General features: G+C 57.8%; 25 protein-coding genes and 1 other RNA gene. 21 read left to right on the top strand and 5 right to left on the bottom strand.

The genetic code is table 11. From position 1 onward, the window contains the following. Positions 1 to 83: 83 nt before the first annotated feature. The 4 genes from prsK to EHN06_RS11370 are packed head-to-tail and all read right to left on the bottom strand — an operon-like array spanning position 84 to position 4,907. Complete coding sequence (prsK, locus tag EHN06_RS11385) at positions 84 to 2,216, bottom strand: XrtA/PEP-CTERM system histidine kinase PrsK (protein ID WP_127332690.1); 2,133 nt, start codon at positions 2,214 to 2,216, stop codon at positions 84 to 86. A gap of 19 nt (positions 2,217 to 2,235) precedes the next feature. Beyond that, the gene (locus EHN06_RS11380) at positions 2,236 to 3,183 is read right to left on the bottom strand and encodes an SDR family oxidoreductase (protein WP_127332689.1); all 948 of its coding nucleotides are present in this window, start codon (positions 3,181 to 3,183) and stop codon (positions 2,236 to 2,238) included. After that, positions 3,183 to 3,998 (bottom strand): lysophospholipid acyltransferase family protein, encoded by an 816-nt coding sequence (locus EHN06_RS11375; RefSeq protein ID WP_127332688.1) that lies wholly within the window; start codon positions 3,996 to 3,998, stop codon positions 3,183 to 3,185. Before EHN06_RS11375 ends, EHN06_RS11380 begins: the two co-directional genes overlap by 1 nt. A gap of 15 nt (positions 3,999 to 4,013) precedes the next feature. Continuing rightward, positions 4,014 to 4,907: a D-hexose-6-phosphate mutarotase gene (locus EHN06_RS11370; RefSeq protein ID WP_228257283.1), complete on the bottom strand. Its 894-nt coding sequence runs from the start codon at positions 4,905 to 4,907 to the stop codon at positions 4,014 to 4,016. Positions 4,908 to 5,048: 141 nt separating this feature from the next. Here EHN06_RS11370 and EHN06_RS11365 point away from each other — a divergent pair, with 141 nt between their 5' ends. From EHN06_RS11365 to EHN06_RS11265, 21 genes are all read left to right on the top strand, one after another. Next, positions 5,049 to 5,807 (top strand): 2OG-Fe(II) oxygenase, encoded by a 759-nt coding sequence (locus tag EHN06_RS11365; RefSeq protein WP_127332686.1) that lies wholly within the window; start codon positions 5,049 to 5,051, stop codon positions 5,805 to 5,807. Between the two features lie 80 nt (positions 5,808 to 5,887). Beyond that, positions 5,888 to 5,984, top strand: an RNA gene (gene ffs / locus EHN06_RS11360) — signal recognition particle sRNA small type. Between the two features lie 141 nt (positions 5,985 to 6,125). Continuing rightward, the gene (dnaX, locus tag EHN06_RS11355) at positions 6,126 to 8,033 is read left to right on the top strand and encodes a DNA polymerase III subunit gamma/tau (protein WP_127332685.1); all 1,908 of its coding nucleotides are present in this window, start codon (positions 6,126 to 6,128) and stop codon (positions 8,031 to 8,033) included. A 13-nt stretch (positions 8,034 to 8,046) separates the two neighbouring features. After that, positions 8,047 to 8,370 (top strand): YbaB/EbfC family nucleoid-associated protein, encoded by a 324-nt coding sequence (locus EHN06_RS11350; protein WP_127332684.1) that lies wholly within the window; start codon positions 8,047 to 8,049, stop codon positions 8,368 to 8,370. A 47-nt stretch (positions 8,371 to 8,417) separates the two neighbouring features. Further along, a complete protein-coding gene (gene recR / locus EHN06_RS11345) occupies positions 8,418 to 9,020 on the top strand; it encodes a recombination mediator RecR (protein WP_127332683.1) in 603 nt (200 codons plus the stop codon). Between the two features lie 19 nt (positions 9,021 to 9,039). Next, positions 9,040 to 10,185, top strand: coding sequence for a ribonuclease D (locus EHN06_RS11340; protein WP_127332682.1), 1,146 nt, complete (start codon positions 9,040 to 9,042; stop codon positions 10,183 to 10,185). After that, complete coding sequence (locus EHN06_RS11335; RefSeq protein WP_127332681.1) at positions 10,182 to 10,475, top strand: YcgL domain-containing protein; 294 nt, start codon at positions 10,182 to 10,184, stop codon at positions 10,473 to 10,475. Before EHN06_RS11340 ends, EHN06_RS11335 begins: the two co-directional genes overlap by 4 nt. Continuing rightward, positions 10,472 to 10,918 (top strand): YcgN family cysteine cluster protein, encoded by a 447-nt coding sequence (locus EHN06_RS11330; protein WP_127332680.1) that lies wholly within the window; start codon positions 10,472 to 10,474, stop codon positions 10,916 to 10,918. Before EHN06_RS11335 ends, EHN06_RS11330 begins: the two co-directional genes overlap by 4 nt. Further along, positions 10,918 to 11,262: a hypothetical protein gene (locus EHN06_RS11325; RefSeq protein ID WP_127332679.1), complete on the top strand. Its 345-nt coding sequence runs from the start codon at positions 10,918 to 10,920 to the stop codon at positions 11,260 to 11,262. The genes EHN06_RS11330 and EHN06_RS11325 overlap by 1 nt, the downstream gene beginning before the upstream one ends. A 28-nt stretch (positions 11,263 to 11,290) precedes the next feature. Then, complete coding sequence (locus EHN06_RS11320; RefSeq protein WP_228257282.1) at positions 11,291 to 13,135, top strand: VWA domain-containing protein; 1,845 nt, start codon at positions 11,291 to 11,293, stop codon at positions 13,133 to 13,135. Positions 13,136 to 13,227: 92 nt separating this feature from the next. Then, the gene (locus EHN06_RS11315; RefSeq protein WP_127332678.1) at positions 13,228 to 14,070 is read left to right on the top strand and encodes an AAA family ATPase; all 843 of its coding nucleotides are present in this window, start codon (positions 13,228 to 13,230) and stop codon (positions 14,068 to 14,070) included. 22 nt (positions 14,071 to 14,092) lie between these two features. Beyond that, the gene (locus EHN06_RS11310) at positions 14,093 to 15,271 is read left to right on the top strand and encodes a vWA domain-containing protein (protein ID WP_127332677.1); all 1,179 of its coding nucleotides are present in this window, start codon (positions 14,093 to 14,095) and stop codon (positions 15,269 to 15,271) included. 304 nt (positions 15,272 to 15,575) lie between these two features. Beyond that, complete coding sequence (locus tag EHN06_RS11305; protein WP_228257281.1) at positions 15,576 to 16,136, top strand: AraC family transcriptional regulator; 561 nt, start codon at positions 15,576 to 15,578, stop codon at positions 16,134 to 16,136. 5 nt (positions 16,137 to 16,141) lie between these two features. Further along, positions 16,142 to 17,809 (top strand): tetratricopeptide repeat protein, encoded by a 1,668-nt coding sequence (locus EHN06_RS11300; protein WP_228257280.1) that lies wholly within the window; start codon positions 16,142 to 16,144, stop codon positions 17,807 to 17,809. Positions 17,810 to 17,814: 5 nt separating this feature from the next. Beyond that, complete coding sequence (locus EHN06_RS11295) at positions 17,815 to 20,583, top strand: tetratricopeptide repeat protein (protein WP_228257279.1); 2,769 nt, start codon at positions 17,815 to 17,817, stop codon at positions 20,581 to 20,583. Further along, positions 20,573 to 20,956: a hypothetical protein gene (locus tag EHN06_RS11290; protein WP_228257278.1), complete on the top strand. Its 384-nt coding sequence runs from the start codon at positions 20,573 to 20,575 to the stop codon at positions 20,954 to 20,956. Before EHN06_RS11295 ends, EHN06_RS11290 begins: the two co-directional genes overlap by 11 nt. Then, on the top strand, positions 20,957 to 21,298 hold the full coding sequence (locus EHN06_RS11285; protein ID WP_127332674.1) for a hypothetical protein: 342 nt from the start codon (positions 20,957 to 20,959) through the stop codon (positions 21,296 to 21,298). Between the two features lie 16 nt (positions 21,299 to 21,314). Beyond that, on the top strand, positions 21,315 to 21,962 hold the full coding sequence (locus EHN06_RS11280) for a MotA/TolQ/ExbB proton channel family protein (protein ID WP_127332673.1): 648 nt from the start codon (positions 21,315 to 21,317) through the stop codon (positions 21,960 to 21,962). Positions 21,963 to 21,977: 15 nt separating this feature from the next. Then, positions 21,978 to 22,466: a biopolymer transporter ExbD gene (locus EHN06_RS11275; protein ID WP_127332672.1), complete on the top strand. Its 489-nt coding sequence runs from the start codon at positions 21,978 to 21,980 to the stop codon at positions 22,464 to 22,466. Continuing rightward, a complete protein-coding gene (locus EHN06_RS11270; RefSeq protein WP_127332671.1) occupies positions 22,463 to 22,957 on the top strand; it encodes an ExbD/TolR family protein in 495 nt (164 codons plus the stop codon). The genes EHN06_RS11275 and EHN06_RS11270 overlap by 4 nt, the downstream gene beginning before the upstream one ends. Further along, complete coding sequence (locus tag EHN06_RS11265; RefSeq protein WP_127332670.1) at positions 22,950 to 23,891, top strand: AgmX/PglI C-terminal domain-containing protein; 942 nt, start codon at positions 22,950 to 22,952, stop codon at positions 23,889 to 23,891. The genes EHN06_RS11270 and EHN06_RS11265 overlap by 8 nt, the downstream gene beginning before the upstream one ends. Here the strand turns inward: EHN06_RS11265 and EHN06_RS11260 are convergent, their stop codons facing one another. Then, on the bottom strand, positions 23,892 to 24,377 hold the full coding sequence (locus EHN06_RS11260) for a MaoC/PaaZ C-terminal domain-containing protein (protein WP_127332669.1): 486 nt from the start codon (positions 24,375 to 24,377) through the stop codon (positions 23,892 to 23,894). Between the last annotated feature and the right edge of the window lie 139 nt (positions 24,378 to 24,516).

Genomic DNA, 24,516 nt, shown 5'->3' with positions numbered 1-24,516 from the left:
TGATCAGTTCATCCTTATACTGATTTTTAACTGAATGTTGACACTTTGCAATGTCTGTTTGTATTCAATTTTGAAATGGTCAATTATTTGGCGCTTTGACTCGGGTCAGGCAGTTCGATTATTGGGCGATCCGGTTCCTGTTTTGACTCGGGCTGTTCGCATCCAGCCAGGGGGAAGCGAATGGAGAAGCAGGACCCGACCCCCGGTTCGCTGGTGACGTCAATATTGCCTCCTACCTTGTGGACATATTCCCTGGCCTGATAGGCACCGATTCCCATACCGGTCAGGCCTTTTGTGCTTTCAAACGGTTTGAACAGTTGAGACCGGATAAAGTCTTCTGTCATTCCTGCTCCAGTGTCCTGGATAAACAGAACGACGTTGTCCCTGGCGATCTTCAAGGTCAGGGTGATTTCTCCTTGCGGTGATGTCGCATCCTGAGCGTTCTGGATCAGATGGCCAAGTATACTGCGAAGTTGTTCGCGGTCAGCCCTGACCGGGGCAGGTGAAGGGTTGCCGGCGACACGGGGGGCGGGGGCTCGGCGACTGTAATGATCAGCCAGTTGACGGACCACCTCACGAAGATCCAGGACTTCGGTCGACTCTATATCCTCCGTCGGTCTGCGGATATGGTCAACGAGGTTGGCCATTTTTCGCACGGCGTGGTCGGTGGTATTGATCATGTCGTCAATGAACGCAGGGTTATCACGGTGTCGTGGTGCATTCTTGACCAGCAGCGCCTGTTGGGCGATCAGGGTTTTCAGGTCGTGCACCATGAAGGCTGAGGCCTTGCTGACGGCTTCGAATTGCATGGCCCGGGAAAGCCGGTTCTGGGCATCGGCCTGGGCCAGGAGGTTGCAGGATTGGCGGGCGACGACCTTGATCAGGTCAAAGTTTTCCCAGTTCAGTTCCACGGGAGCATAGGGGTTACCAACCAGGGCTATGCCATACAATTCGTTGCCAAGGTAGAGAGGAATAATAAGCCAGCCGTCGGGGATGCGGGTAATGGCGTCAGGAATCTCCAGCAGGTTGTAGCGCGTAGGGTCCTTATTGTATTCATGGAGATCAACAATCCATTCCTGCTTCCTGAAGAAACGACAAATTTCGGATTCGCGATCGATAGTGGTAAAGCGGGGGGTGGTCAGGTTGACGGCTGTCATGAGGACGTACGCGTTCTGCTCATCGCGAAGCCAGATCGCTCCAGCATTGCTTTCCACCAGACCTGACAGGATGCGGATAACTCTCTCGGGCAGTGGTGGGTCATCGCTGACATTGGCCAGTTCACGCGTCATTTTCAGCCATTCTTCGCGATAGTCGTACTTATAGTCGAAAAAGTTCTGGCTGATAAAGACCATAAGTCTTGACCGGACCCGTCGGGATGTTAGCAGGGTCACCAGGAAGGCGAGGGCAATGGTAAAAAACAGGACCTGGAGTGCCTCTCCCCAGGCGCCGCCCAGAACCCGGACGTAGTAGCCTGCAATTGCGAGAAACAGGAGGTAAGCACCGGCGAACATAAAGGTACCGGCGTGGAATACTGCGGACCGAGACAGCTGAAACTCGACCGGTTGTTTGCGGGTATTGATGGTGTTAATCGCGAACAGTGGCACCAGGGCTGCGTTTACCAACCCCCGGGCGTTCCAGAAGGAGTCGGAAATCTGTCCGAACAACAGCGCGTCGGCGTACATAAAAAAATCGAATCCGAACATCGTGGCCACTGCGATGCAGATGTACTTCATGCTTGAACGGCCAAATGACAGCGAGTTACGCCAGATCTGTTCCACCAGCGACAATCCCATCAGGGACAGGGCAATCTGGCCAACGACTTTGGTTTTTCCGTTAAGCAGATCCAGGCCGAAGGTGTATTCCAGCGCTCCGAACGTCAGAAGGAAGAGAATAAGGGCCACAGTGGCGATGGCAAGCATTCGGCGAAGCCGTCCCACGATGGCCGTCGCCCGGAAGGAACTCCGGAGCAGGGCAAACAACAGGACGATCCAGGCAGCGTCCCGCAGCAACTCCAGAAAATAGCGGATGAAGAAAGAGGGTTGTCCCCAGAGGTTCTGTGTCACAAGGGCGCCAGCCCAGATAACTGACACAAAGGCAGCCACTAGCAGGACCCGGTCAATGTCCCGCCGCAGATAACGGGACGCAATAAGCATCCCCAGTAACCCGAACGAAATGGCAGCTGCGGAGTGGCTGATCAGGCTCAGATTATTCAACATGCCGCGCTTCCTGCGTTTGTTATACCGGCTTTTTGTTCTCCCGATAGAAGTGAAAGATTTCCTTCAGCGGTCGTCGGGGCCTGAATCCAAATTCCCTGGCAAAGGCTCTACCGTCAATGACAACAGGATACTTGAAAAAGTGCATCAGGTACGACGGAAAACTTCTCAGGTTCAGTGTTCTCAGTATCAGTTTGGGCAACACGGGGGGAATCGACGGAATCGGCAGGCGTTTGCATCCGCATAGTCTCAGCGCATGCTGGTAGGCCACCCAATCTTCCGGTGCCACGTTAAACACGCCCCGTTTGGGTTTGTTATAGGCCAGAACAATCGCGTCCGCCATGTCGTCAATGTGTATGAACTGCATCATTGGGGAAAAACCGGCCAATACCGGTGCCCGTTCGCTGGCGAGGAGGGTGCTGATGGTGTTCCTGACGCCGGGGCCGACAATGTTACAGGGCCTCAGGATGGTGATGTTCAGTTCCGGGTAACGCCACAGATAAATGTTGGCGAGGTTTTCCAGTTCCACGGAATCCACCAGGTCTGCACTCAGCCCCACGCCTTTTAACGGGGCTTCCTCGTCAATCAGCGCCGGGTTGTAGGCTATGGCACCGTATACGTGGAAGGTGGAAAGCACTACCACCCGTTTGATGCCGTACTTGCGGCTGAGGTCAAGCAGCTTCTGGGTACCGAGGACATTGGCAGTGTAACGGCGCATCCGGGTGAGCTGACTGGACATGATTCGCCCCAGGTGAATAACACCATCAAACCTGTAGCGTCGGAACAGGTCTTCAAAAACCCGTTTGTTAAAATCGATACAGTAGCTGGGGATGTCGTCCCCGAGGTACACCTGTTCCCGGAAATCCACGGCTACCAGGTCGCAGTTGTCACGGAGCCTGTCAATCACCTGCTGGGCCAGTGCCCCCGCGGCACCGGTCACGAGTATGCGGGGTCTGTGTTGCTCGCTCATCAGAACAGCCTTTTCCTTTCGCTCAGTCCCTTGTCAATCAGCTTGCTGATCTCGGCTTTGACTTGCTCTACCCGGTCCGTCACTTTCTCTTCCGGGATTTCCAGGTCGTCAAAATACATGGGGTCGCCAATGCTCAGGTGAACCTTCGTGGGTAGCACAAATGGCAGGGCGACGGGCGCATAGGGAATGCCCAGGGCCCTGGCCAGCGGTTTGATGTTGGCGATTGCGGGAATGGTTTCCTCGCAGCCCACCACGCCCACCGGCACAATGGGCGCCTTGTATTTCATGGCCAGGTGCATGAAGCCGTTGCCGAACCGTTTGAGCTGATAGCGATCCTGATACAGCTTGCCCGAGCCTCGGACCCCTTCCGGAAACACGATAACCGCCTCGCCGTTGGCCAACATCTTGGCACAATTGACCGGGTCTCCCAGTACCGCACCTACTTCGTTCAGCAGGTTGCCCAGATAGGGCACGGTCGGGAAGAATCGCTCGATCATCGCCCGGGGAATCCTGGGCTTTTCCTTGCGGGACGCCAGCGCGTAACCGATAAGTATGCCGTCAATGGGTAACTGACCGCTGTGGTTAGCAATAATCAGCACAGGTCCCTCTGCCGGGATTTTGTCTATGCCGCTTGTCTGCACCCGGAAGTACTTCTCGTAGATCAGCTTGGTAAGCGAAAAGCCATACTTGATGGCATCGTTGTTATAGCCCCAGGGGTCATACCCCAGACTGCCTATGGGCTTGCGGACTCGATCGATCTGTTCACTCAGTTCCGCAGGAACCAGTTTGGATTTGAGAATTGATGCCAGGCTCATTGTGGCTCCCTGTAGTTACACCCGTCCAATCATTACCCCGAGGGTATGACTCTGTCCTTCATTCAACACTCGGTAGTCACTGAGCGCATTGGCGGTTTCGACACACAGCATGGATTTCCAGCCAGCGTCGGGAAAGTCGGAAAGTGCCCGCGCTTTTTCGGGGCCCGGATTCCACACCACCGTGGAATCGCTGCCAATGGCTGCCAGTGAGCGACGTCCGCTCGGTGTGGAAACAACCAGAGGGGCACCGGACTCGTAGATCCTGTCGGTTTCTCCCCGAAAGGTGATATCCCCTTTTTGCAGTCGGTAGCTCCAGTCGTCCAGAGTGTCCACATAATCGCTGCCGTCCAGCCCTTCAATCCGGGTGTGTTCAATGTCGGACGTTGGTAGGTACGTATGCAGAGCCTGTGTGAAGGCCAGTGGTGAATCACTGAGATTGGTGGTGGTCAGCGCAATCTGACAGCCCTTCACCGAAAAGTTGAAGGTCACCAACAATAGAGCGTGGCCTGTCCAGACGTCTGCAAAATCCTCATTGGCCGCCAGTGACAGGCTGACTTCGACCTCGTGGGCGGATTCCCGCACATCCTCCAGTTTCCACAACGCGGTTCGGGCAAAACCATGGGACTCGCCAGTCTTGATTCGTTTGCGGACTTCCGGGGGATTTTTCTCTGGCACGCCAAACCAGGGCCAGCAGATGGGAATGCCGCCCCGTATCGCGCGCCCCGTCTCAAAGCGGGCCGTGTCACTGAGCCAGAGCCAGTCGGGCTTGTCGTGTGTGGCAAAGTGGGTGAGGTGAGCACCCTGGAGGAACAGTTGTGCGCGGAATAGCGGGTGGTGAACTTCAATGGCTTCCAGTTGCCCGACGGTAGTCCAGCGGGTAAACGACCAGTGCCCGGGTTGTGTTGTCACTCGATGCCTCATGCTGCGGTATGGCGATCCCCGGCCTGTCTTCCGGGGATTAGGTGTATTTGCTTACCAACAGAGTAAATTAAAACTGACGTTGCCGCGAGAATCCGGCATAAAATACCCGGCTTGCAGAGGAGCCACGCCATGGATCGTTCGGTCGTTACCCCGATCAGGGACACCCTGATCTCCGATCACAGTCGCCAGTTTGATGCCGTTGCTGGCGAGACCGACATGATGGTGTCGGATCCGGCCTTCGCCGATAGCGGATTTGAACGTATCACCGATCAGTGGCTGGATGAACTTGCCGAGGGACTGACCGAGTCCGGCTGGATGAGCCTGGATGTGCGCGACCACCTGGGGAATGATCTGCTCGTCGCCCTGCGTGACGAGGTGCGGATACTGGATGCGACCGATGCCATGAAGAAAGCGGGGGTGGGTCGCGGCACGGACCTGATCCGGGACCGCTCGGTACGGCGGGACAGGATTGCCTGGCTGCAGGGAATCACTGCGCCGCAACGGGAATTGTTTCGGTGTCTGGAGCGGATTCGGGCGGGACTGAACCGGCGGCTGTTTCTGGGGCTTAAACGTTTTGAATCCCATTACGCCACCTACCAGCCCGGCGATTTTTATCGAAAACACGTGGACAGCTTCGCTGGACGCGCTTCCCGGGTGGTCAGCCTGGTGCTGTATTTCAACGAGGATTGGCAACCCACGGATGGCGGGGAGCTTCAGGTATTCAATCGTGACAGCCGGGATGAGGTTTGTGGTCTGATTCTGCCGGAAATGGGGCGGATGGTGTTATTCTTGAGCGAGGAAATTCCTCACGAAGTGTTGCCGGCAAACCGCACCCGATACAGCCTGGCGAGCTGGTTTCGTCAGGACGAAGTGCCTCTGCCAATATAAGTCGTTGTAGTCCGCCAACCCTTTTGCTACTATGCGCGCCGCTTTCAGGGAATTGTCCTGAAACGCCGTTATGGTGGCTCCATTGGTGCCTCCGCAACATGAAACCGTGAACCCGGTCAGGCCCGGAAGGGAGCAGCCGCAGCGGTGGAATTGTGTGCCGGAGTGTCGCTGGTGGAGTCACCCCCAGATTTTTCCTTCCGTGCTGTCTTATCCCGCTGAAATCGACGTTTTTTCCAGTCCGAACTGATGGCCCGGCGGCTTCTTATCAGTGGATGTCCATGCTAAGGTTAAGGCCATTTTCACAGCAGTTGGCGAAACATGAGCTACCAGGTACTTGCCCGTAAATGGCGCCCCCGTACATTTGAGGACATGGTTGGTCAGGAGCACGTGCTTCAGGCATTGATTCACGCCCTGGAAAATCAGCGTCTGCACCATGCCTACCTCTTCACCGGCACCCGTGGCGTGGGTAAAACCACCATTGGTCGTCTGCTGGCCCGATGTCTGAATTGCGAAACCGGCGTCACGCCGACACCCTGTGGTGAATGCAGCAGCTGTCAGGAAATCCAGGAAGGCCGGTTTGTCGACCTGATCGAGATCGATGCGGCGTCCCGTACCGGGGTGGATGACATGCGGGAGCTGACGGACAATGTCCAATACGCGCCCACCCGTGGCCGCTTCAAGGTGTACCTGATCGATGAGGTGCACATGCTCACCAACCAGTCTTTCAACGCCTTCCTGAAGACGCTGGAGGAGCCGCCTGAGCATGTGAAATTCCTGCTGGCCACCACCGATCCCCAGAAACTGCCGGTCACGGTGTTGTCCCGCTGCCTTCAGTTTAACCTGAAACGCATGACGCCGGAGCACATCGCTGGCCACCTGAAGCATGTTCTGACCGAAGAGCAGGTTCCGTTTGAGGAGCCGGCGCTGTGGTTACTGGCTCGCGCTGCGGATGGCAGTATGCGCGATGCCCTGAGTCTGACCGACCAGGCCATCGCCTTTGGCAATCAAAAGCTGGCGGCCAGCGATGTCAGCAATATGCTGGGCACCATCGACCAGCGGGATATCGAGAAGCTGGTGAATGCCCTGGTGAGCAATGACGGGCCGTCGCTGCTCTCCGAGATTCACCGTATTTCTGATTTCGCGCCGGATTACAGTGTCATTCTGGCAGACCTGTTGTCCCTGTTTCACCGCGTCACCATGGAGCAGGTGGTGCCGGGCAGTGTGGATAACGCACTTGGCGATGCCGCACAGGTTCAGACGCTGGCACGACAACTGAGTGCCGAAGATGCCCAGCTGTTCTATCAGGCGGCATTGATGGGGCGCAAGGATCTGGCGGTCACACCGGATGCCCGGATGGGGTTTGAGATGACCCTGCTTCGGATGCTGGCTTTCCGTCCGGGGACCGATCGCCGGGAGCCACCAACAGTGAGCTCAGGCGGGCAGTCCGGGCCAACGGAATCCCGCGACGAGCCCGACCCTGCACCCGTCGCGTCGCAGCCTGAGTCGGCCGGGCCGACTCAGGAGCCGCTCGCTGAATCGCCTCAACCCGAGCCGGTACCGGAACTTGCGCCCGAGCCCGAGCCGGAGCCGGAGCCGGAACCTGAGCCGTCAGCGCCGGAACCACCAGTAGTTCAGCAACCGAAGCCTCCGGCGAGTATGGAATCCGTTCCTGCGCCTGAGCCTGTTCAGACGCCAGAACCGGAATTCGATCCGGGCCCCGTGCCGGAGTATCTGTCCGAGGCAGAACCGGGCCCGGAATCAGTGCCTGTGGCGCACGAGCCTGATCCCGAACCGGAGCCTGTTCCAGCACCTGTGCCCGAGCCGGAACAGGAACTTTCGGGCGAGTTTGTCTGGGAGAGAGACTTCCGCAGTCTCGGCATCGTTGGCATGCCAGGGAATCTGGCCAGCCACACCGCCTTTACCCGTGACGGCGACTCGATCCTGTTAACGATGGAAGAGGGGCACGCCCGGCTATTGAACGCCCGGCATGAGGAAAAGATTCTCGCCGCCTTGAGAAATCACTTCGGCGACACCATCAACCTGCGTATAGAGCAGGGCGAGACCGGCGGCAAGACACCGGCTGCCTGGGAAGAGCGACAGCGTCTGGCGCGTCAGCAGGCTGCGGAAGCCGCCATCCGGAATGATCCGCTGGTGAGGTCCATTGTTGAACGATTCGAGGCCCGGGTAGTCGAAGACAGTATCCGGCCTGTACAGGGTTCCCGTTGAAGGAGATGAACAGATGATGAATGGCATGGGCGACATGATGAAAAAAGCCCAGAAAATGCAGGAAGAAATGCAGAAGGCCCAGGAAGAGATTGCCAAGGCAGAGGTCACCGGTGAATCTGGTGCCGGACTGGTCAAGGTGGTCATGAATGGGCGTCACGATGTTCGCAAGGTAGAGATTGATCCATCCCTGATGAGCGAGGAAAAGGACATTCTCGAAGACCTGCTCGCAGCGGCGGTGAACGATGCCGTGCGTCGGGTGGAAGCGAACCAGAAAGATAAAATGTCCGGATTGATGTCCGGAATGGGGTTGCCTCCCGGGTTCAAGATGCCCTTTTAATCCACAGGCTTTGGAATCAATTTTAATAATACGGGTGAGGGTTTTTCATGGCATTTAGCCCGCTGGTAGATGAGCTGGTGGAGTCGCTCCGGTGTCTTCCGGGGGTCGGGCAGAAGACGGCTCAGCGTATGGCGTTTCATCTGCTGGAGCGGGGGCGCTCCGGCGGTGTACGGCTGTCGGAGGCGTTGAATAATGCCATGTCCGGTGTTCGCCGGTGCGACAGTTGTCAGAACTTTGCAGATACTCCGGTTTGCGGCATCTGTGAGGACCCCGCTCGAAATACCGGCACGTTGTGCGTGGTCGAAAGCCCCTCTGATCTGCTGGCTATTGAACAGGCTGGCGATTACCGTGGCAGTTACTTCGTATTGATGGGCCACCTGTCTCCTATAGACGGGGTGGGTCCTGAAGAAATCGGTATAGAACGGCTGCTGCAGCGAATTGAGACCGAAGGCGTCAAGGAATTGATTCTTGCTACCAACCCCACCGTCGAAGGTGAAGCCACGGCCCATTACATTGCCGACCGTCTGGATGGCAAAGACGTTCTCATCACCCGGCTGGCCCATGGCATACCCGTGGGCGGAGAGCTCGGGTATGTGGACGGATTCACCCTCACTCATGCATTCCGCGGGCGCAAACCCCTGGCTGACTAAAGACTGATCGAGCATCTCTATGGCTTCAACCCTTCCTGCTGCGGCCCCGGCGGCCCCCGCCACGGTTCTCTGGATACGTGAGCCCGCGGACCTTGACCAATGGCTGGCAAATCGCGACGGCCTGCCGTTGGCCCTGGATACCGAGTTTGAGCGAGTCAATACCTTTTTCCCGATTCCCGGGCTGGTACAGCTTGGACTCGGTAGCGACTACCGTCTCGTTGATCCGGGGGTGGCTGAGCAGTCCGACGAGTTCCGGCGGATTCTGGCGGATGCGGAGGCACCGAAGCTGCTGTATGCCATGAGTGAAGATCTCGAACTGTTCCGGCATTGGCTGCAACTGACGCCAGCGGGTGTTGTGGACCTGCAGATTGGCGCCGCGCTGGCCGGTGCCGGCTTCTCCGTTGGTTATGCTCGTCTGGTGGAAACCCTGTTTGGGGAAACCCTGGATAAATCCGCGACGCGCTCGGATTGGGTTTCACGCCCCCTGAGCGAAGCGCAGGAACGGTATGCACTGGACGATATCCGCTTCCTTGCACCGATGTATCAGTGGGTGATGGACAACCTCCGGGATCGGAAACTGGAACAGGCTTTATTTGAAGAGTCTGAACGCTTTGCTGCAGAACTCTCCGGGCAGGATGATCCTGAGCACCATTACCTGAAACTGCGCGGTGGCTGGACGTTAACCCCCCAGCAGCAGGCGGTCCTGCAGAAACTGGTCTGCTGGCGTGAGGAAGAGTCCCGTCGCCGTGATCGCCCCCGCGGCCGCGTGGTCGCAGATGCGCTGCTGATTGCCATCGCGGACCGGCTGCCGGACTCCGTCAGGGAATTATCGAACATTCAGGGGCTGCCTCAACCAGTGATCCGGCGGTATGGTGATAAAATATTGCAACTGGTGGGCGAAGGCTGTGAGTCCGATGTTTCGGGCATGCCGCTCATTGCAGCGCCGTTGACCCGGCAGGACCAGGCTTTTTATAAGCAGATAAAGCGCGTCATTGTGACGGCAGCGGAAAAAGCGGATGTACCCGTGGAGCTACTGGCTCCCCGGAAAAGACTGGAAGCGGTGGTTCATCAGCGCGACCTGTCGGCTGGTCTTTTTACCAGCGGCTGGCGCAGCCAGATCATTGCACCGGTTCGTGAACAGCTTGAGGAATTATTGACGTCATGACGGATAAACAGTTTGTTTCGGTGTTCCGCAGTAGTAAGAAGGCGGACACCTACCTTTATGTGAGACGGGGGCAGGCATGGGACGATCTGCCCGAGAGTCTGCGCGGCATATTCGGCGCTCCGGTCCATGCCATGGATCTGGTGCTGACGCCTGATCGTAAACTGGCCCGCACCAGTGGCAAGCAAGTGCTTGATTCCATCGCAGACAAAGACTTCTACCTGCAGATGCCAGAGGAGAAAGACGGCTACGTCGTCGATTTCCGCAAGAAACCGGAGCAGCGCGGGTCATGATTGCCGAGATTCCTTTCTGGCAGCGCAAACGTCTTGATGAGATGACGCCTGCTGAATGGGAATCCCTGTGTGATGGCTGCGGCAAATGCTGCCTGGCCAAGCTGGAAGATGAAGATACCAGTGAGGTGTACTATACCGATCTGGTCTGTCGTTACATGGATACCGACAGCTGCCGCTGTACCGTCTATCCTCAGCGACTGGAAAAAGTGCCGGCCTGCACCGTACTGACCCCCGACACACTGGCGGATTATCACTGGCTGCCATACACCTGCGCCTATCGTACCCTGGCGGAGAATCGCCCGCTGGCGGACTGGCATCCGCTAAGGTCCGGGGATCCGCTAACGGTGCATGAGGCCGGTGTTTCGGTTCGTCATCGGGTTATATCCGAAGCGGATGTGCCGGAAGAAGACTGGGAAGAACACATAATTCACTGGATCCTGTAATGATCGATAACGACGCTCAACTCGCATACGGCATTTTCTGGGCTCTCTACGCCGTTTCCTTCGTAATTTTCTTTTACATGATGTCCCGCCTGTTCCGGGTATTGCCGATCTATGGGCTGCGGACGTTGCTGCAGGCGGCGCTTGTCGTGTTGCTGTTAACGCCGGTGGAGTCCGCTGATGTCGGTGGGTGGTGGGTGCCTGCCTGGCTGTACGGTGGCTATGAACTGATTCTCGGCGATGTCGAGGCCTCGGGCAGGGCGATCATGAATCTCGGGATTGCATCGCTGGTAATGCTGCTGGTGTGGCTGCTGGATCTGGTCCGGTACCGCCTGGTAAAGCGCTGAATCAATAGCATAATAACAAAGCGGAGTCATGATGCGCTTGGTACAGAGCGTCCTTTTCCTTGTTATCTTCAGTCTGCCGGTGTGGGCAAGTGCGCAGGCCACAGGCGCTCCTGAGCTTCCCGAGGTCGCAGATGTCCGGGTCATTGTAGACATATCCGGATCCATGAAAGACAACGATCCTGACAATCTCCGACAACCCGCCGTGCGGTTGCTTGCCAGGATGCTGCCCGAAAATGCCTACGCCGGCCTCTGGACCTTCGGCCAATACGTCAACATGCTGGTGCCCCGTGACCGTGTGGATGACCGCTGGCGGGAACAGATGACCAATCTCTCTTCGGAGATCAATTCGGTTGCCCTTCGCACCAACCTTGGGAAAGCCATAGAAGTTGCCAGTGACGACTACTTTACCGATGGTGACTTGAGCCACACCGATTTCATCCTGCTGACGGATGGCAAGGTCGATATTTCCGACGATGAACGAGTGAATCGGGCCGAACGTGAGCGTATTCTCGGTCCGCTACTGGATGAACTGGTGAGCAAAGGGGCCACGTTTCATACCGTTGCCCTGTCCACGGAGGCGGATGTCGGATTTCTCCAGACCCTGGCGCAGGAAACCGGAGGCAGTTACAGCGTGGCCCCTTCCGCGGATGCCCTGAACCGGGTTTTCCTGAAAGCCCTGAACGCTGCGGTACCGCAAGAGCAAGTGCCGATTGACGGCAACCGCTTCAGCGTGGATAGCGCGGTGCGCGAGTTTACCGCACTGATCTTCTGGGGAGAGGACGAAACCAGCGATACCCGTGAGCTCAGGCTGACGGATCCGGATGGCAATACGGCCAGGGTAGACCGTCCGGGCAACAACATGCGTTGGGCGCGGGAACCCGGCTATGACCTGATTACCGTCACCGATCCACAAGACGGGGAGTGGCGTCTGAATGGCGAACTGGGGGAGGGCAGCCGGGTAACCGTGGTGAGTGACCTACGCATGGTTGTGAGCCCATTGCCGCCGGTCTTCTCCGAAAAAGAGCCCTTACAGCTCCAGGTTGCATTTTTCGAGGGCCAGGACCGGCTGACCGATCCAGGTTTCCTCGATGTCATAGAGGTGCGAGTTACGATTACCTCGGAGGACGATCGCAGTGGAACCAAAATACTGGCCGGTGAGCATCCGCCAGAAAATGGCTTATACCAGGACACCGTCGGGCGACTGCCGTCCGCAGGGGAATATGTCATTGATGTGGTTGCCGATGGGCAGACGTTTTCCCGAAAATTCACCGCCGTCAGTCGTTTCGATCTTCCCGAGGGGCAGGTTTCCTTACCTTCAGAAGAGTCGGTGCTGCCAAAGCCGGTAGCGGCCGTTCCGGAAGACCCTCCGGAACCAGGGTCAGAAGGGGAGCCTGCGCCTGGCCAGCAACCACAGCCAAAACCTGCTGAGGACAGCACCAGTGCCGGGCCAATTGATATCAGCGCCGCCGAGGAACCCCTGGCCGCCCCCGCAGGACCGGAGGAAACTGAGACGGCACTGCCGCTTTGGGCCATGACCGCGGGCGGTCTAGTAGTTATTGCGCTTCTCGCGGGTGGGGTGTTTGCCGCTGTTCGCCGTAAAAGGAAAACGGAGCCGGAACCTGAGAAAAGTCCGAGCGATGATGAAGTGCCGGTCATAGCGCCTGAAGAAAGCGGGGGAGAGGAAGCCCCTCACGAACCGGAGCCGGACCCCGAGCCCGTGGCTGAACCTGAAGCCGATCCTGACGAGGAGATTCCGGTGGCCGATGCCGGAGACGAGGACAGCAGCGAAGAATTCGGCCTGGAGGATTTCGATCTGTCCGAGTTTGAAGATCTTCCGGACTCGGATGAAGACGACGAAGAACGTAAGCCATGATGTCGGGGCGGTGGTCGTAGCCCTTATCACCGGCTGGTCAAGGCTTTATACTCCGCGGCGGACAAACAGATAATCGAACAGGAACCAACAGAATGAAGTTTACCGGTACCGAGAAATACGTAGCTACTGATGACCTGCAGATGGCGGTGAATGCGGCTATCTCGCTGCAACGCCCGTTGCTGATTAAAGGCGAGCCCGGGACCGGCAAAACCCTGCTGGCGGAAGAAATGGCCTCTGCCCTGGGCATGAGGCTGATCCCCTGGCACATCAAGTCCACCACCAAGGCCCAGCAAGGCCTCTACGAATACGATGCGGTGTCCCGCCTGCGTGATTCCCAGTTGGGAGACGAGAAGGTGAAGGACATCAGCAACTACATCGTCAAGGGCAAGCTCTGGGAAGCCTTCGAGGCGGACGAGCAGGTGGTGCTGCTGATTGACGAGATTGACAAGGCCGACATCGAATTCCCGAACGACCTGCTTCTGGAACTCGATCGCATGGAATTTTTCGTATACGAGACCCAGCAGTTCGTGAAGGCGAAGAAACGGCCCATCGTCGTGATTACCAGTAATAACGAGAAAGAGCTGCCGGACGCCTTCCTGCGCCGCTGTTTCTTCCACTACATCAGCTTCCCGGATCACGACACCATGCAAGACATTGTGGAGGTGCATTTCCCGGGGCTGCAGCAGGCCATCGTACGGGATGCCCTGGAAGTCTTCTTTGATGTGCGCAAGGTACCGGGCCTGAAGAAAAAGCCATCCACTTCCGAGTTGATCGACTGGCTGAAACTGCTGATGGCGGATGAATTATCTGCCAAAATGTTGCAGGAGAAGGATACCAGCTCTGCGTTGCCGCCACTGTACGGCGCCCTGGTGAAGAACGAGCAGGACGTTCATCTGCTGCAGAAGCTGGCCTTCATGGCTCGTCGTCGCAGCTGACATTCAGCAAGAGCTACACCTTATGTTGATTGATTTTTTTCTCGAAGTGCGGCGGGCAAAAGTGCCCGCCAGCCTGCGTGAATTCCTGGACCTGCTGGAGGCCCTGCAAAACCGGCTGGCCTTCGCGGATATGGAAGAGTTCTACTACCTGTCACGGTTGTGCCTGGTCAAGGACGAGCGTCACTTCGACAAGTTTGACCGTGCTTTCAAGGCCTACTTCGAGGGCATCGAAAACCTCGAGGATCTGATGGAAATGCTGATCCCCGATGAGTGGCTCCGGGCTGAATTCGAGAAACATCTCAGCGAGGAAGACAAGGCCAAAATCGATTCCCTTGGCGGGCTTGAAGAGCTGATCGAAACCTTCAAGAAGCGCATGGAAGAGCAGCAGGAACGCCATGCCGGCGGCAACAAGTGGATCGGTACCGGCGGTACGTCGCCGTTCGGCGCCGACGGTTATAACCCGGAAGGCTTCCGTATCGGTCAGAAGGGCGGTCGTCAGGGCCGAGCCGTGAAGGTCTGGGAAAAGCGCGAATTCAAGGACCTGGATGACAGCATCACGCTGGGTATCCGGAATATCAAAGTCGCCATGCGTCGGCTCCGCAAGTTCGCCCGTCAGGGTGCCGCGGATCAGTTGGACATGGATGACACCATTCGTTCCACCGCCCGTAATGCCGGTTATCTCGACCTGAAAATGGTTCCCGAACGGCACAATGCGGTCAAGGTTCTGATTTTCTTTGATGTGGGTGGCTCCATGGACCCCCATGTGCGTGTCTGTGAGGAATTGTTCTCCGCCGCGCGTATGGAGTTTAAACACATGGAGTACTTCTACTTCCACAACTTCGTCTATGAAAGCGTGTGGAAGAACAACATCCGCCGCATGAACGAAACCATCAGTACCTGGGATATCCTCAACAAGTACACACCGGATTACAAAGTGATCTTCGTGGGGGATGCCACCATGGCGCCTTATGAAATTTCCCATCCTGGTGGTTCGATTGAGCACTGGAACGAGGAGGCGGGCGCCACCTGGTTCCAGCGCATCACCGATCATTTCCGCAAGGTGGTGTGGCTCAACCCGCTGCCTGAGAGCTACTGGGGAACCGGTGGTTCGCTGGGCATGACCCGGCAGTTGGTCAACGATCATATGTATCCGTTAACCATAGATGGCCTGGAATCGGCCATGAGGCAGTTAAGTAAATAAAAAAGCCGATGCGGTTGAGGGCATCGGCAAAGCTCGGCATATCTACGGGGTTGCGGTCACGGCTTCCCCGCCACTTCGTCTGCAGCAATTCCGGGGCCACTTGAATTGTTTCCCCGTATATCAGGTAAATAGCCCGCGGCTGTTCTGTTCTCTGGTTCGTATTCGCCAGTTTGCTCTGAATATCTGTCAAATAAATCGACACTCCGAGTTTTTCAATTGGTGATCTGGATACCGTTCTTGAAAGTAACCGGGTGTTACGCTTCTTGTCATTGTGTAACGGTGCATGACAAGAGGCAGGAAGCGTATGTTCACCGCAGAGCAGGTAACAGGTTCCGTTCCGGATAGGGGGCGGTTGGAATTTACCGTCATCTTTCTGGCCGTTTTCGGCCATACCCTGTTTTTCCCCACCCTTGCGACGGCCAACGAACTCAATGCGGAAATCAACCGCCTGAAGGCAGACGTTATCAGCCTTGCTGGTGAGGTTTTTGCGCTTGAGGAAGGCATTCTTCATCCCGCCGACACGCAGGTGACAGTATTTCTGACACTTGCCCGCAAAGATGCCCTGACGTTGGACTCAGTTGAGCTGTATGTTGATGACACCCCGGTTGCGTCCCACCTGTACACAGACAGGGAGCTCAACGCCCTCGCGCAGGGCGGTGTCCAGCAGCTGTATACCGGGAATCTGCCCCACGGTCACCACGTCCTTAAAACCGTATTGACGGCCCGGGCCGGAAACGATCGCTATGTCAGGCGTGAATCGACTTATCGTTTCCAGAAACAGCCAGGACAGTCCCGGATCGCGATGACCCTGGATGCCAGGGCGCCGGATTACGAACCACAGGTTTCTTTCAGGGAATGGAAGTAAGGGGCATGGTTGTCCGCGCTCTAGACTGCTGTTACCGGGTGTCCGCCCAATGCTGCCGTTATGGGATGCTGCTGGCAGCAGTATCGCTAACACCGGTTGCGGCCAGCCAACCGGGGGAGCAGGCATTGGCGACTGGACTCGCCAGATTCGCATTGGTTTCAGGCCAAGCGGACCGCGCCCTGGGCTATATCCGCGATGCTGGTAGTCCTACGGCGTCCTGGCTAAGGGTACAGGCGCTGATGGCATCAGGGCAGACTACCGACGCGAGGATGCTCCTGGAGGCGCAGGTCGAGGGTGAACATCAGCTTGGCGCGGCCGCCTTGATGCTCGCGCAGATCCTGTTAAAGGAAGGTGAACCCGGAGTAGCGCGGGAGCACTTTCAGACCGCTGCCGATATCGGCCACGGAGAGGTCCGTCAGCAGGCGCTCTACGAGTTGGCGGAACTGGAGCGCCGGGCAGGTCACCGGGACAGGGCGGGGCGGATTCTGTCCACCATGGACGCTGGTTATTGGGCCGCCCTTGGCTATGCGAACCTGGCGGCGGACTACAGCGAGCATGATCTCGACCCGACCCGGGCGTTGGTTGCCCTTCGTGTCGCACTGGCGATGTCTGAGCAGGACACCGTCAGCGGTCGCAGCAGCAACCTACGCAACCAACTTCTGGTGCGTGCCGGTTATTTGTCCTATCAGAATGAAGAATACGACAAGGCCATCGGCTTTCTGGAACAGGTTCCCCTCGACAGCTACCAGACTCCGCGTGCGCTGTATTTTCATGGTTTGGCGCTGGCTGCCCGGGATAATCATCGGGCTGCCATGCAGTCCTGGCACCGTGCGAAGAAATACCCCCTGGCTTATCCCGGTGTTCAGGATGCCTGGCTTGGCGTGGGGCGGGGCTATGACCTGTCCGGTTATCCCGGGCAAGCGGGGGAAGCCTATCTTGCCGCAAATGCATCCTATGAGGGTGAACGCGTGACCTTGCGCAAGCTGGCCTCGCAGATTCGAAAGAACGGTGCATGGCGAACGCTGGTACAGGATACCCGGGGTTCGGAGGCTCAGTGGTTCCTGGCGGATAACCGCACACTCACACAGCCGCGCATGGCCTACCTATTGAGGTTTATGGAGGATCCCGCGGCCCAGGATGCGGTTGGCAAGGTATCCGATCTGGCGAGGATCGAGGCCTGGTTGGAAGAACAGGCGAACAACCTGGACGTCTTCCGGGGGGCGCTGAAGAACAGGCTTGCCACGCCTGTCGCTAACGGGGGTGGTCGTCAGGAAGCGTTTGTTGCCAGGTTGGAGAAACTGCGTGGCCAGATAGGGCGTTTGAGAGACAGGGCAGTTCAGCCACGGCAGTTGGAAGCCCTTAACCTCTCTGCCGGGACCTTGCAGGACATTGAGTCGTCCCTGATGTTGCTGGGGAGCAGGCTGGCAACCCGGGATGCCAGGCTTGAGCAACTGCTGCATAACACAGACGCCGCGTTGACCAGGATTCAGAAACTTCAGTCACGAGCAGCGACGTTGCGAGCACGTGCGGAAAGCAGGCTTGATGACCAGGCCCTGGCGTTCGTGAGCTGGCACGACGACCAGCTGGAGCATGCCCTGGATAAAACCGAACAGCAGATTGCCCATCTGTACGAGTACCTCGCCCTCGAGACCCTGGAAAGGGGAGGTCGGTGATGAGAATGTCGGCGATTGGTGTGCTGCTGACGGCTTGCGCTGTGCCTATGGTTTACGGCCAGGAAACATTCCGTGTTGAACTCGGCAGCGATGGCGAAACCATTGCCGATATGCGCCCGGTGTTCATGAAATTCGAGTCCCGCCCCTTGCCTGCAATATCTCCGGCCGAGGTGGCCCGGCGTTATCAGCGGCTTTTTGACGGATCGGACGAGCCGGAAGTGCGGATTGATGCCCTGAACCGCCTTGCCAATATCCGTGAGGTGTCGGGGAAGGTTACCCAACTGGATGATGCGCAGGAACGAAGGCGCTACCGGGAAGCCATTGGCAGTTACGAGTCGATCATTCAGAGTGGCTCGTTCCATGGAAAGCTGGATGAGCTGCTGTACCAGATGGCCAAGGCCCATGCGTACGTTGGCCAGGGGGATGAGTCCGTTCAGCGGTTAAGACAATTAACCGGGTTATATCCGAAATCGCCCCTGGTGCCCGAGGCGCGTTTCCGAATTGCAGAAGCTGCATTCTCTGCCGGGAACTACGTCGAGGCAGAGCAGGAATACGGTCGTCTGATCGCCGGGACTGGCGGGGACCGTCTCAAGCTCAAAGCCGGTTATATGCGGGGGTGGAGTCAGTACAAGCAGGGCAAGGGCGCGTGGCACCGTGCGGCGGCCAGCTTTGTCGGTGTGCTTGATCAACAATTACCGGAGCCTGAGAGTCTTGAGCGGGTTTCCGCCAGTGATGCGGAACTGGTCGATGACACCTTGCGGGTGCTGGCACTGATGGCGGCTGAATCGGCTGGTAACGGCGCCCTGACAGCCTTTGTGGGCGGTAGCGGGGAGAAACACTACGATTATCTGTTGTTTGATCGACTGGCAGATCATTACGCCAGCACGGGGCAGTTTGAAGACAGTGTTTCGGTGAACCGGGCCTACGTGGAAGCGCGCCCGGACCATCCATTCGCGGCCGCATTTCTGGCCCAGTTGATCGATGTCTGGATATTGGCCGGGGAAAGTGATCGGGCCCGCGACGCTCGGGCCGCCTATGTTCATGCGTACGGCAGTGATCATCGGTACGCAACACTGTCTGAAGCCCACCAGGATCTGTGGCGGACCCTGAGTCGTCAGCTGGCGGACTACTATTACGATCAGGGGGCGCAGGCACCCGGCAAAGGGTTCGCCAGGGCGGCTGCTTATTATGAGGCGCTCAGCATGCGAACCCGTGAACCGGGCGAGACCCTGAGGCTGGCCGGTGACGCCAGGTTGCAGGCCGGGGAGTACCGGGAGGCACTGGAGAACTACCGGCAGGCGGCCTATCGTTCGGATGGTTACCGCGATGCAGTGAATGCGGCATGGGCCGCGGTTACCATTCACCGTAACGGTCTGGACAACCGCACGACGTTTGCCACCAGTTTGCAGGATTTATCATCGGAAGCGGACCGGTTTGCCCAGCGTTTCCCGGCGGATCTCCGGCTCTCCGGGCTTGATGCCGATATTGCCAATCGCTGGTTGGAACATCGTGAGTACCCACAAGCCCGTCGCTTTGCCGAGCGCGCCCATGCCAACGCTTCCGCAAGCCCTGACGAGCAATACAGTGCCTGGCTGGTGCTTGGCGAAGTCCATACAGCAACCGGTGACCATAAGTTGGCTGAGCAGGCATGGCGCAACGCGGCGGCCCTGATCAGCGAGCACCACCTTGCCGGTGTGGACGCGACGGAAGCCGATCAGGTCCGGTTGCAACTGGCGCAGGCGGTGTACCGTCAAGGGGAAGCCGCTCAACAGTCAGGCGAGACCAGTACCGCCGTGGCGCATTTTCTGCGGGTGGGGTCGGTACTGCCCGGTTCCGACATCGCCATCAAGGGCCGTTACGACGCTGCCAATAGCCTGCTGCTGGCGGAACGCTGGCAGACGGCCATCAATGAATTGATCCGATTCCGCTCTGATTTTCCCGAACACACCCTGACTACAGAAATCAGCGAGAAACTGGTGCTGGCCTACAGCCGTTCCGGCCAGCCCATTCGGGCCGCGTCGGAACTGATGCAGAGTCCTCCAAACGACGGGAACCACTGGCCCCGCAAACTGCACGCTGCAGAGCTGTTTCATCAGGGCGCGGCCGTTGAACGTCGTAATCGCATTTACCAGCGCTACCTTGCCGAACCCAAAGAGCCCGTCAACGCCGGTGACCACATCCGGAACCAGACCATGCGTCAGCGGCTGGTGGAGTCGGGGGCGTCGCCTGATCGCTACCGGGCGCAACTGGTGAGTACCGAACTCGCCAGTCAATGGCATTCGCCCGATACCCTGCGATGGTCTGCCAGTGCCGCTATGGCGTTGGGCCGCTCGAGTGCCAGCAATTTCGAAACGATAGCACTCCACCATCCGCTGGAGGATTCCCTGGCACGCAAGCAGGCAGCCCTTGAGCAGGCGAGAAAGAGGTTTGCGGAGGCGCTCCAGTTGGACCGGCAAGCCGTACAGTCCGAAGCCTTGTTCCGGCGAGCCGAGCTCTATCGGGTGCTGGCGGCGGACCTGATGGCGTCCGAGGTTCCGGCGGAACTGAATGACCTCGAGCGTGCCCAGTACGAAATGCTTCTTGAGGAAGAGGCTTATCCCTTTGAAGAAACGGCCATCCAACTGCATGCCCGGAACCACGAACTGCTGGCGGACGGCGAATACACTGAATGGGTTCAGAAGAGTCTGGACATTCTCGCTGAGCTGTTTCCAGGGCGCTACGACCGGGATGTGCGTTGGATGACCTGGAATGAGGAGTCCAGTGATGATGCCTGAGTACCGAACGCTGGTCCTGTTGGTTTTCCTGGGGGCCCTGACCGGTTGCGCTGGCCTCGCGGCCCCGGAGCAGGGCCGTGAGGAGGCCAATGGAGAGCCGGTCACCATGGAGGATGTTGTGGCGATCAACAACCAGGCCCTTGCCCTCAAGGAGCAGGGCAGGTTCCGCGAAGCCGCAGGGTTGTTGCGTACCGGTATTGATTCGTCCCCTGAGACACCCGAACTGCATTACAACCTTGCCGTTATTTCCGAACTCTACCTGTTGGACCTGAAAGCCGCCTTGCTGCACTACCACCATTATCGGGAGCTTTCCGGTAGCGAGGACAAACAGGTGGCGGGATGGATCGCGGACCTGGAACGGAGGCTGCAATAGATGCGCAATCGTATCCCTCTCGTTGCGCTGGCAGGACTGGCAGTTATGGCAGTAACCAGCGGACATGCCATTGCGGGCGCAGCCGCCGATGGTCGCGCTGAAGGCTCTCTGCCCGTGGCACTGAGTGTGGAAGGCATTACGCCCCATTCAGCCGATGATGACCCAGGTGTGCTGTACATCCTGCCGTGGCAACCACCAACCTTGCCGCGTCGCCCCCGTGCAAGGCTGGATGACAGCGCCTCTGATTTGCTTGAACCCCTGGATCCGATGGCCCTCGAGCGCCATCGGATATTTCGTGAAACCCTGAATCCGTCACCGGATTCTTCCCTGTCTGCGCAGTGACTGCAGGAGTCTGATCATGCTGGAAACCGTAACCCGTTTTTTTCAGGAAGGTGGTCCCTTTATGTATCCCATCGCCGTGGTACTGGCTATCGGTCTGGCCATTACCCTGGAGCGTTTTATATACCTGGGGACAATGCGTCGTCGCAATCGATTGGCGTTTGAGAAAGGCATACTGCCGTTACTTCAGAAGCGGGACTATCAACGCGCCATGAAAGCTGCCAACCGTTCCGACAGTGCCATTGCATCTATCATGGGGGCGGGAATAGGGCGCCTGCTCAACAATAATCGTCGGGAAGAGATCGAATACGCCCTCGAAGAGGGCCTGATGGAGGTGCTGCCGAGGCTGGAAAAACGTACCCAGTACCTGGCGACCCTGGCTAATATCGCAACTCTGATGGGGCTCCTCGGCACCATCATCGGTCTGATCTCCGCTTTCACTGCCGTTGCCGCTGCGGATCCGGCCCAGAAGGCAACGCTGTTGTCCGAGAGTATCTCCGTGGCCATGAACACCACCGCTTTCGGTCTGATGTCAGCCATCCCCCTGCTAATGTTTCATGCGTTGTTGCAGACCCGTACGAATGAGATCGTCGACAGTTTCGAGATGGCGGGTGTGAAATTGCTCAACATCATTTCAGATCAGGGCGCCAGCCAGTCCGCCGCCTGAGTCGAGGTTCGCAGTATGAGACGCAGACATCGCCGGGCCGCAAGCAGCCCGGAGCTGGACATCACCGCCTTCCTCAACCTGATGATTGTACTGGTGCCGGTCCTGTTGCTGGGCATGGTGTTCAGCCAGATCCGGACCATTGAGTTAGATTTCCCGGGAATGGAATCCGCTGATGCTCCTTCCGCCGAACAGTTGCGGTTGGTGGTGACCATTATCCCGGAGGGGATCGAGGTATCGGACAGCGAGCGTGGCGTAATTCGCACGTTACCGTTGAAGGGCGGCGAGCAGGACTTTGCGGGGTTGCTTGAGACGCTTAAAACTATCAAGGCCCGAGTGCCGGAAAAGACAGATGTGGTGCTCGAAGTCGGGCCGGAGATCGACTACCAGACTCTGGTGACCGCAATGGACACGGTTCGGTCCTACCCGGCAGTTGTCGTTGCCAGCAAGGTAGAGGCGGAACTGTTTCCCGATGTGGCCCTGGCGGATGCCCCGGAGGGCACATGAAGACTTCCCGTCGTGCCCACCGGATGCAGCGGCATTACCGGCGTATGCATCGCCCCGGAGGCCTGAATCTGGTGTCTCTGATGGATATCTTTACCATCCTGGTGTTTTTTCTGATGGTCAACTCCTCCGACGTCAAAGTCATGCAGAACACGGCCGATGTGCCACTGCCGCTGTCTTCTGCACAGCAGGAGGCGGAAGACACACTGACGGTGCGGCTCAGTGGTCAGTCAGTTCTGGTGCATGGGCGGGAGGTCGCCCGCCTGGACACCATTGAGGCGGAAGACGCCACTGTGCCTGGCCTGGCCGATGCGCTGGCCTGGCGCCGTGAGCACCAGGGTGCTGTTCCAGAGCAGGGGCTTGAGGTCACCATCATGGCTGGGCGCGACACCAGTTACCGACTGCTGCGGAAAATCATGCAAACCTGCGTCGACCAGCAGTATCGTCGGGTGAGGCTCGCGGTGGAATCCAGTGGGGAGGCTCGAAATGGCTGAACCGTCAGGCTACCGGGCAGGGTTACCGTGGTCGTCCGCAAAGGGCGAAAACGGTCGCTTCGGTCTGATTCTACTGCTTACGTTCGCGCTGTTTCTCGTGCCGGCACTCTGGATTCCCATATTGGAGTTGCCGGAACCAGAGCACCGCCAGAATGAAGAGGTGTCGCCACGACTGGCTAAACTGATTGAACCGCGGGAGTTGCCGGCGCCCGTTGAGGCCCCTGATCCGGAACCGGAGCCAGAACCTGAGCCGAAAGCAGCAGACGATCCTGACGACGAACAGCAGAAAACGGTTTACCGGCAGTCGGTGTCTGATTCAATGCCGGAACCCGACCGGCAAACCGTTGACCAGGCCAGGGAAAAGGCATCCCGTTCAGGGCTGTTGGCCATGAAGGGCCAGTTGGCCGCACTTCGGTCACCCGAACCGGAACCCGACCGGAGGCTGGTTGCCAACGTCTCTGACAAGGTTGCGGAGGGGCAACGCGTGAACGCTGATGCTGGTGATGTCCTGCAAGGCAGTGGCGGGGTTAAAAGCGGGCGCAGTCCGAAAAAACGGGTGGATGTGGCGGGCCACCAGGTGCGCGAGGTAAAAGTGGACCGAGAGCCAGCGTTCGAAGCGGTTGCGAAACCGGAGCCCGGACCTGCGGAACGCGGGATGAGCAACATCCGCAAGGTGTTTGATGCCCAGAAAACAGCGCTTTATTCCCTGTACCGTCGCGAACTGAGGCAGGATCCCACCCTGGAGGGAAAGGTGTTGCTGGAGCTGGTGATCGAGCCGGATGGCTCGGTCTCTCGGTGTGAAGTGGTCAATTCCGAGCTGGATAACCCGGAACTTGAGCGTCGGATAGCCATGCGGGTGCAGCTGTTTAACTTCGGGGCCGACGATGTGGCGGCCCGCAAGGTAAAGTTTCCGATCGATTTCCTGCCGGGGTAGTCAGTGCTCGATGATAATGTTCGGCATACGGGGCTTCTTCAGCGAGACCTTGCTGGTTGGAGCAATCACCTTTGCCTCACCACTGACCACCTTTTCATCCCTCTGGTTGCGAACGTCGCAGTCAAAAACGACCCGGTTCTTGGGCTCTTTTTTCAGCACTGTCAGTCTGACCGTCAGGGTATCGTCCAGCTTGACCGGCCGCTTGAAGGACAGGCTCTGTTCCAGATATATCGTCCCTGGCCCGGGCATCACGGTTGCCAGCGCGGCGGAGATCAGGGAGCCGCTCCACATGCCGTGGGCAATGCGCTCCTTGAACATGGATTCGGCGGCGAACTCGGAGTCCAGATGTACCGGGTTTACGTCACCGGATACCGCCGCGAACAACACCAGTTCGTCTTCGGTCAGTGTGCGGCTGAAGGTGGCAGAGTCACCTTCCTTGAGTTCGTCGTAGGTGAAGTTTTCAAGGGTATCGGGTGTTTCGCTCATGGTTTGCTCCACAGATTTAGCGATTTGAAAGAGTCAGAACACGTGTGCTCTGAAAGCTACCTCATCGTTTACAAAACTGCTATTCTCTCACCCTCATTTTTCGGCTGATACTTTTGTCGGGTTGATTTTTTGATCGCAA

The sequence above is a fragment of the Marinobacter sp. NP-4(2019) genome, from assembly GCF_003994855.1.
GTDB lineage: Bacteria > Pseudomonadota > Gammaproteobacteria > Pseudomonadales > Oleiphilaceae > Marinobacter.
The sequence above is the reverse complement of the archived record's forward strand: the minus strand, read 5'-3'. Positions and strand labels throughout refer to the sequence as shown.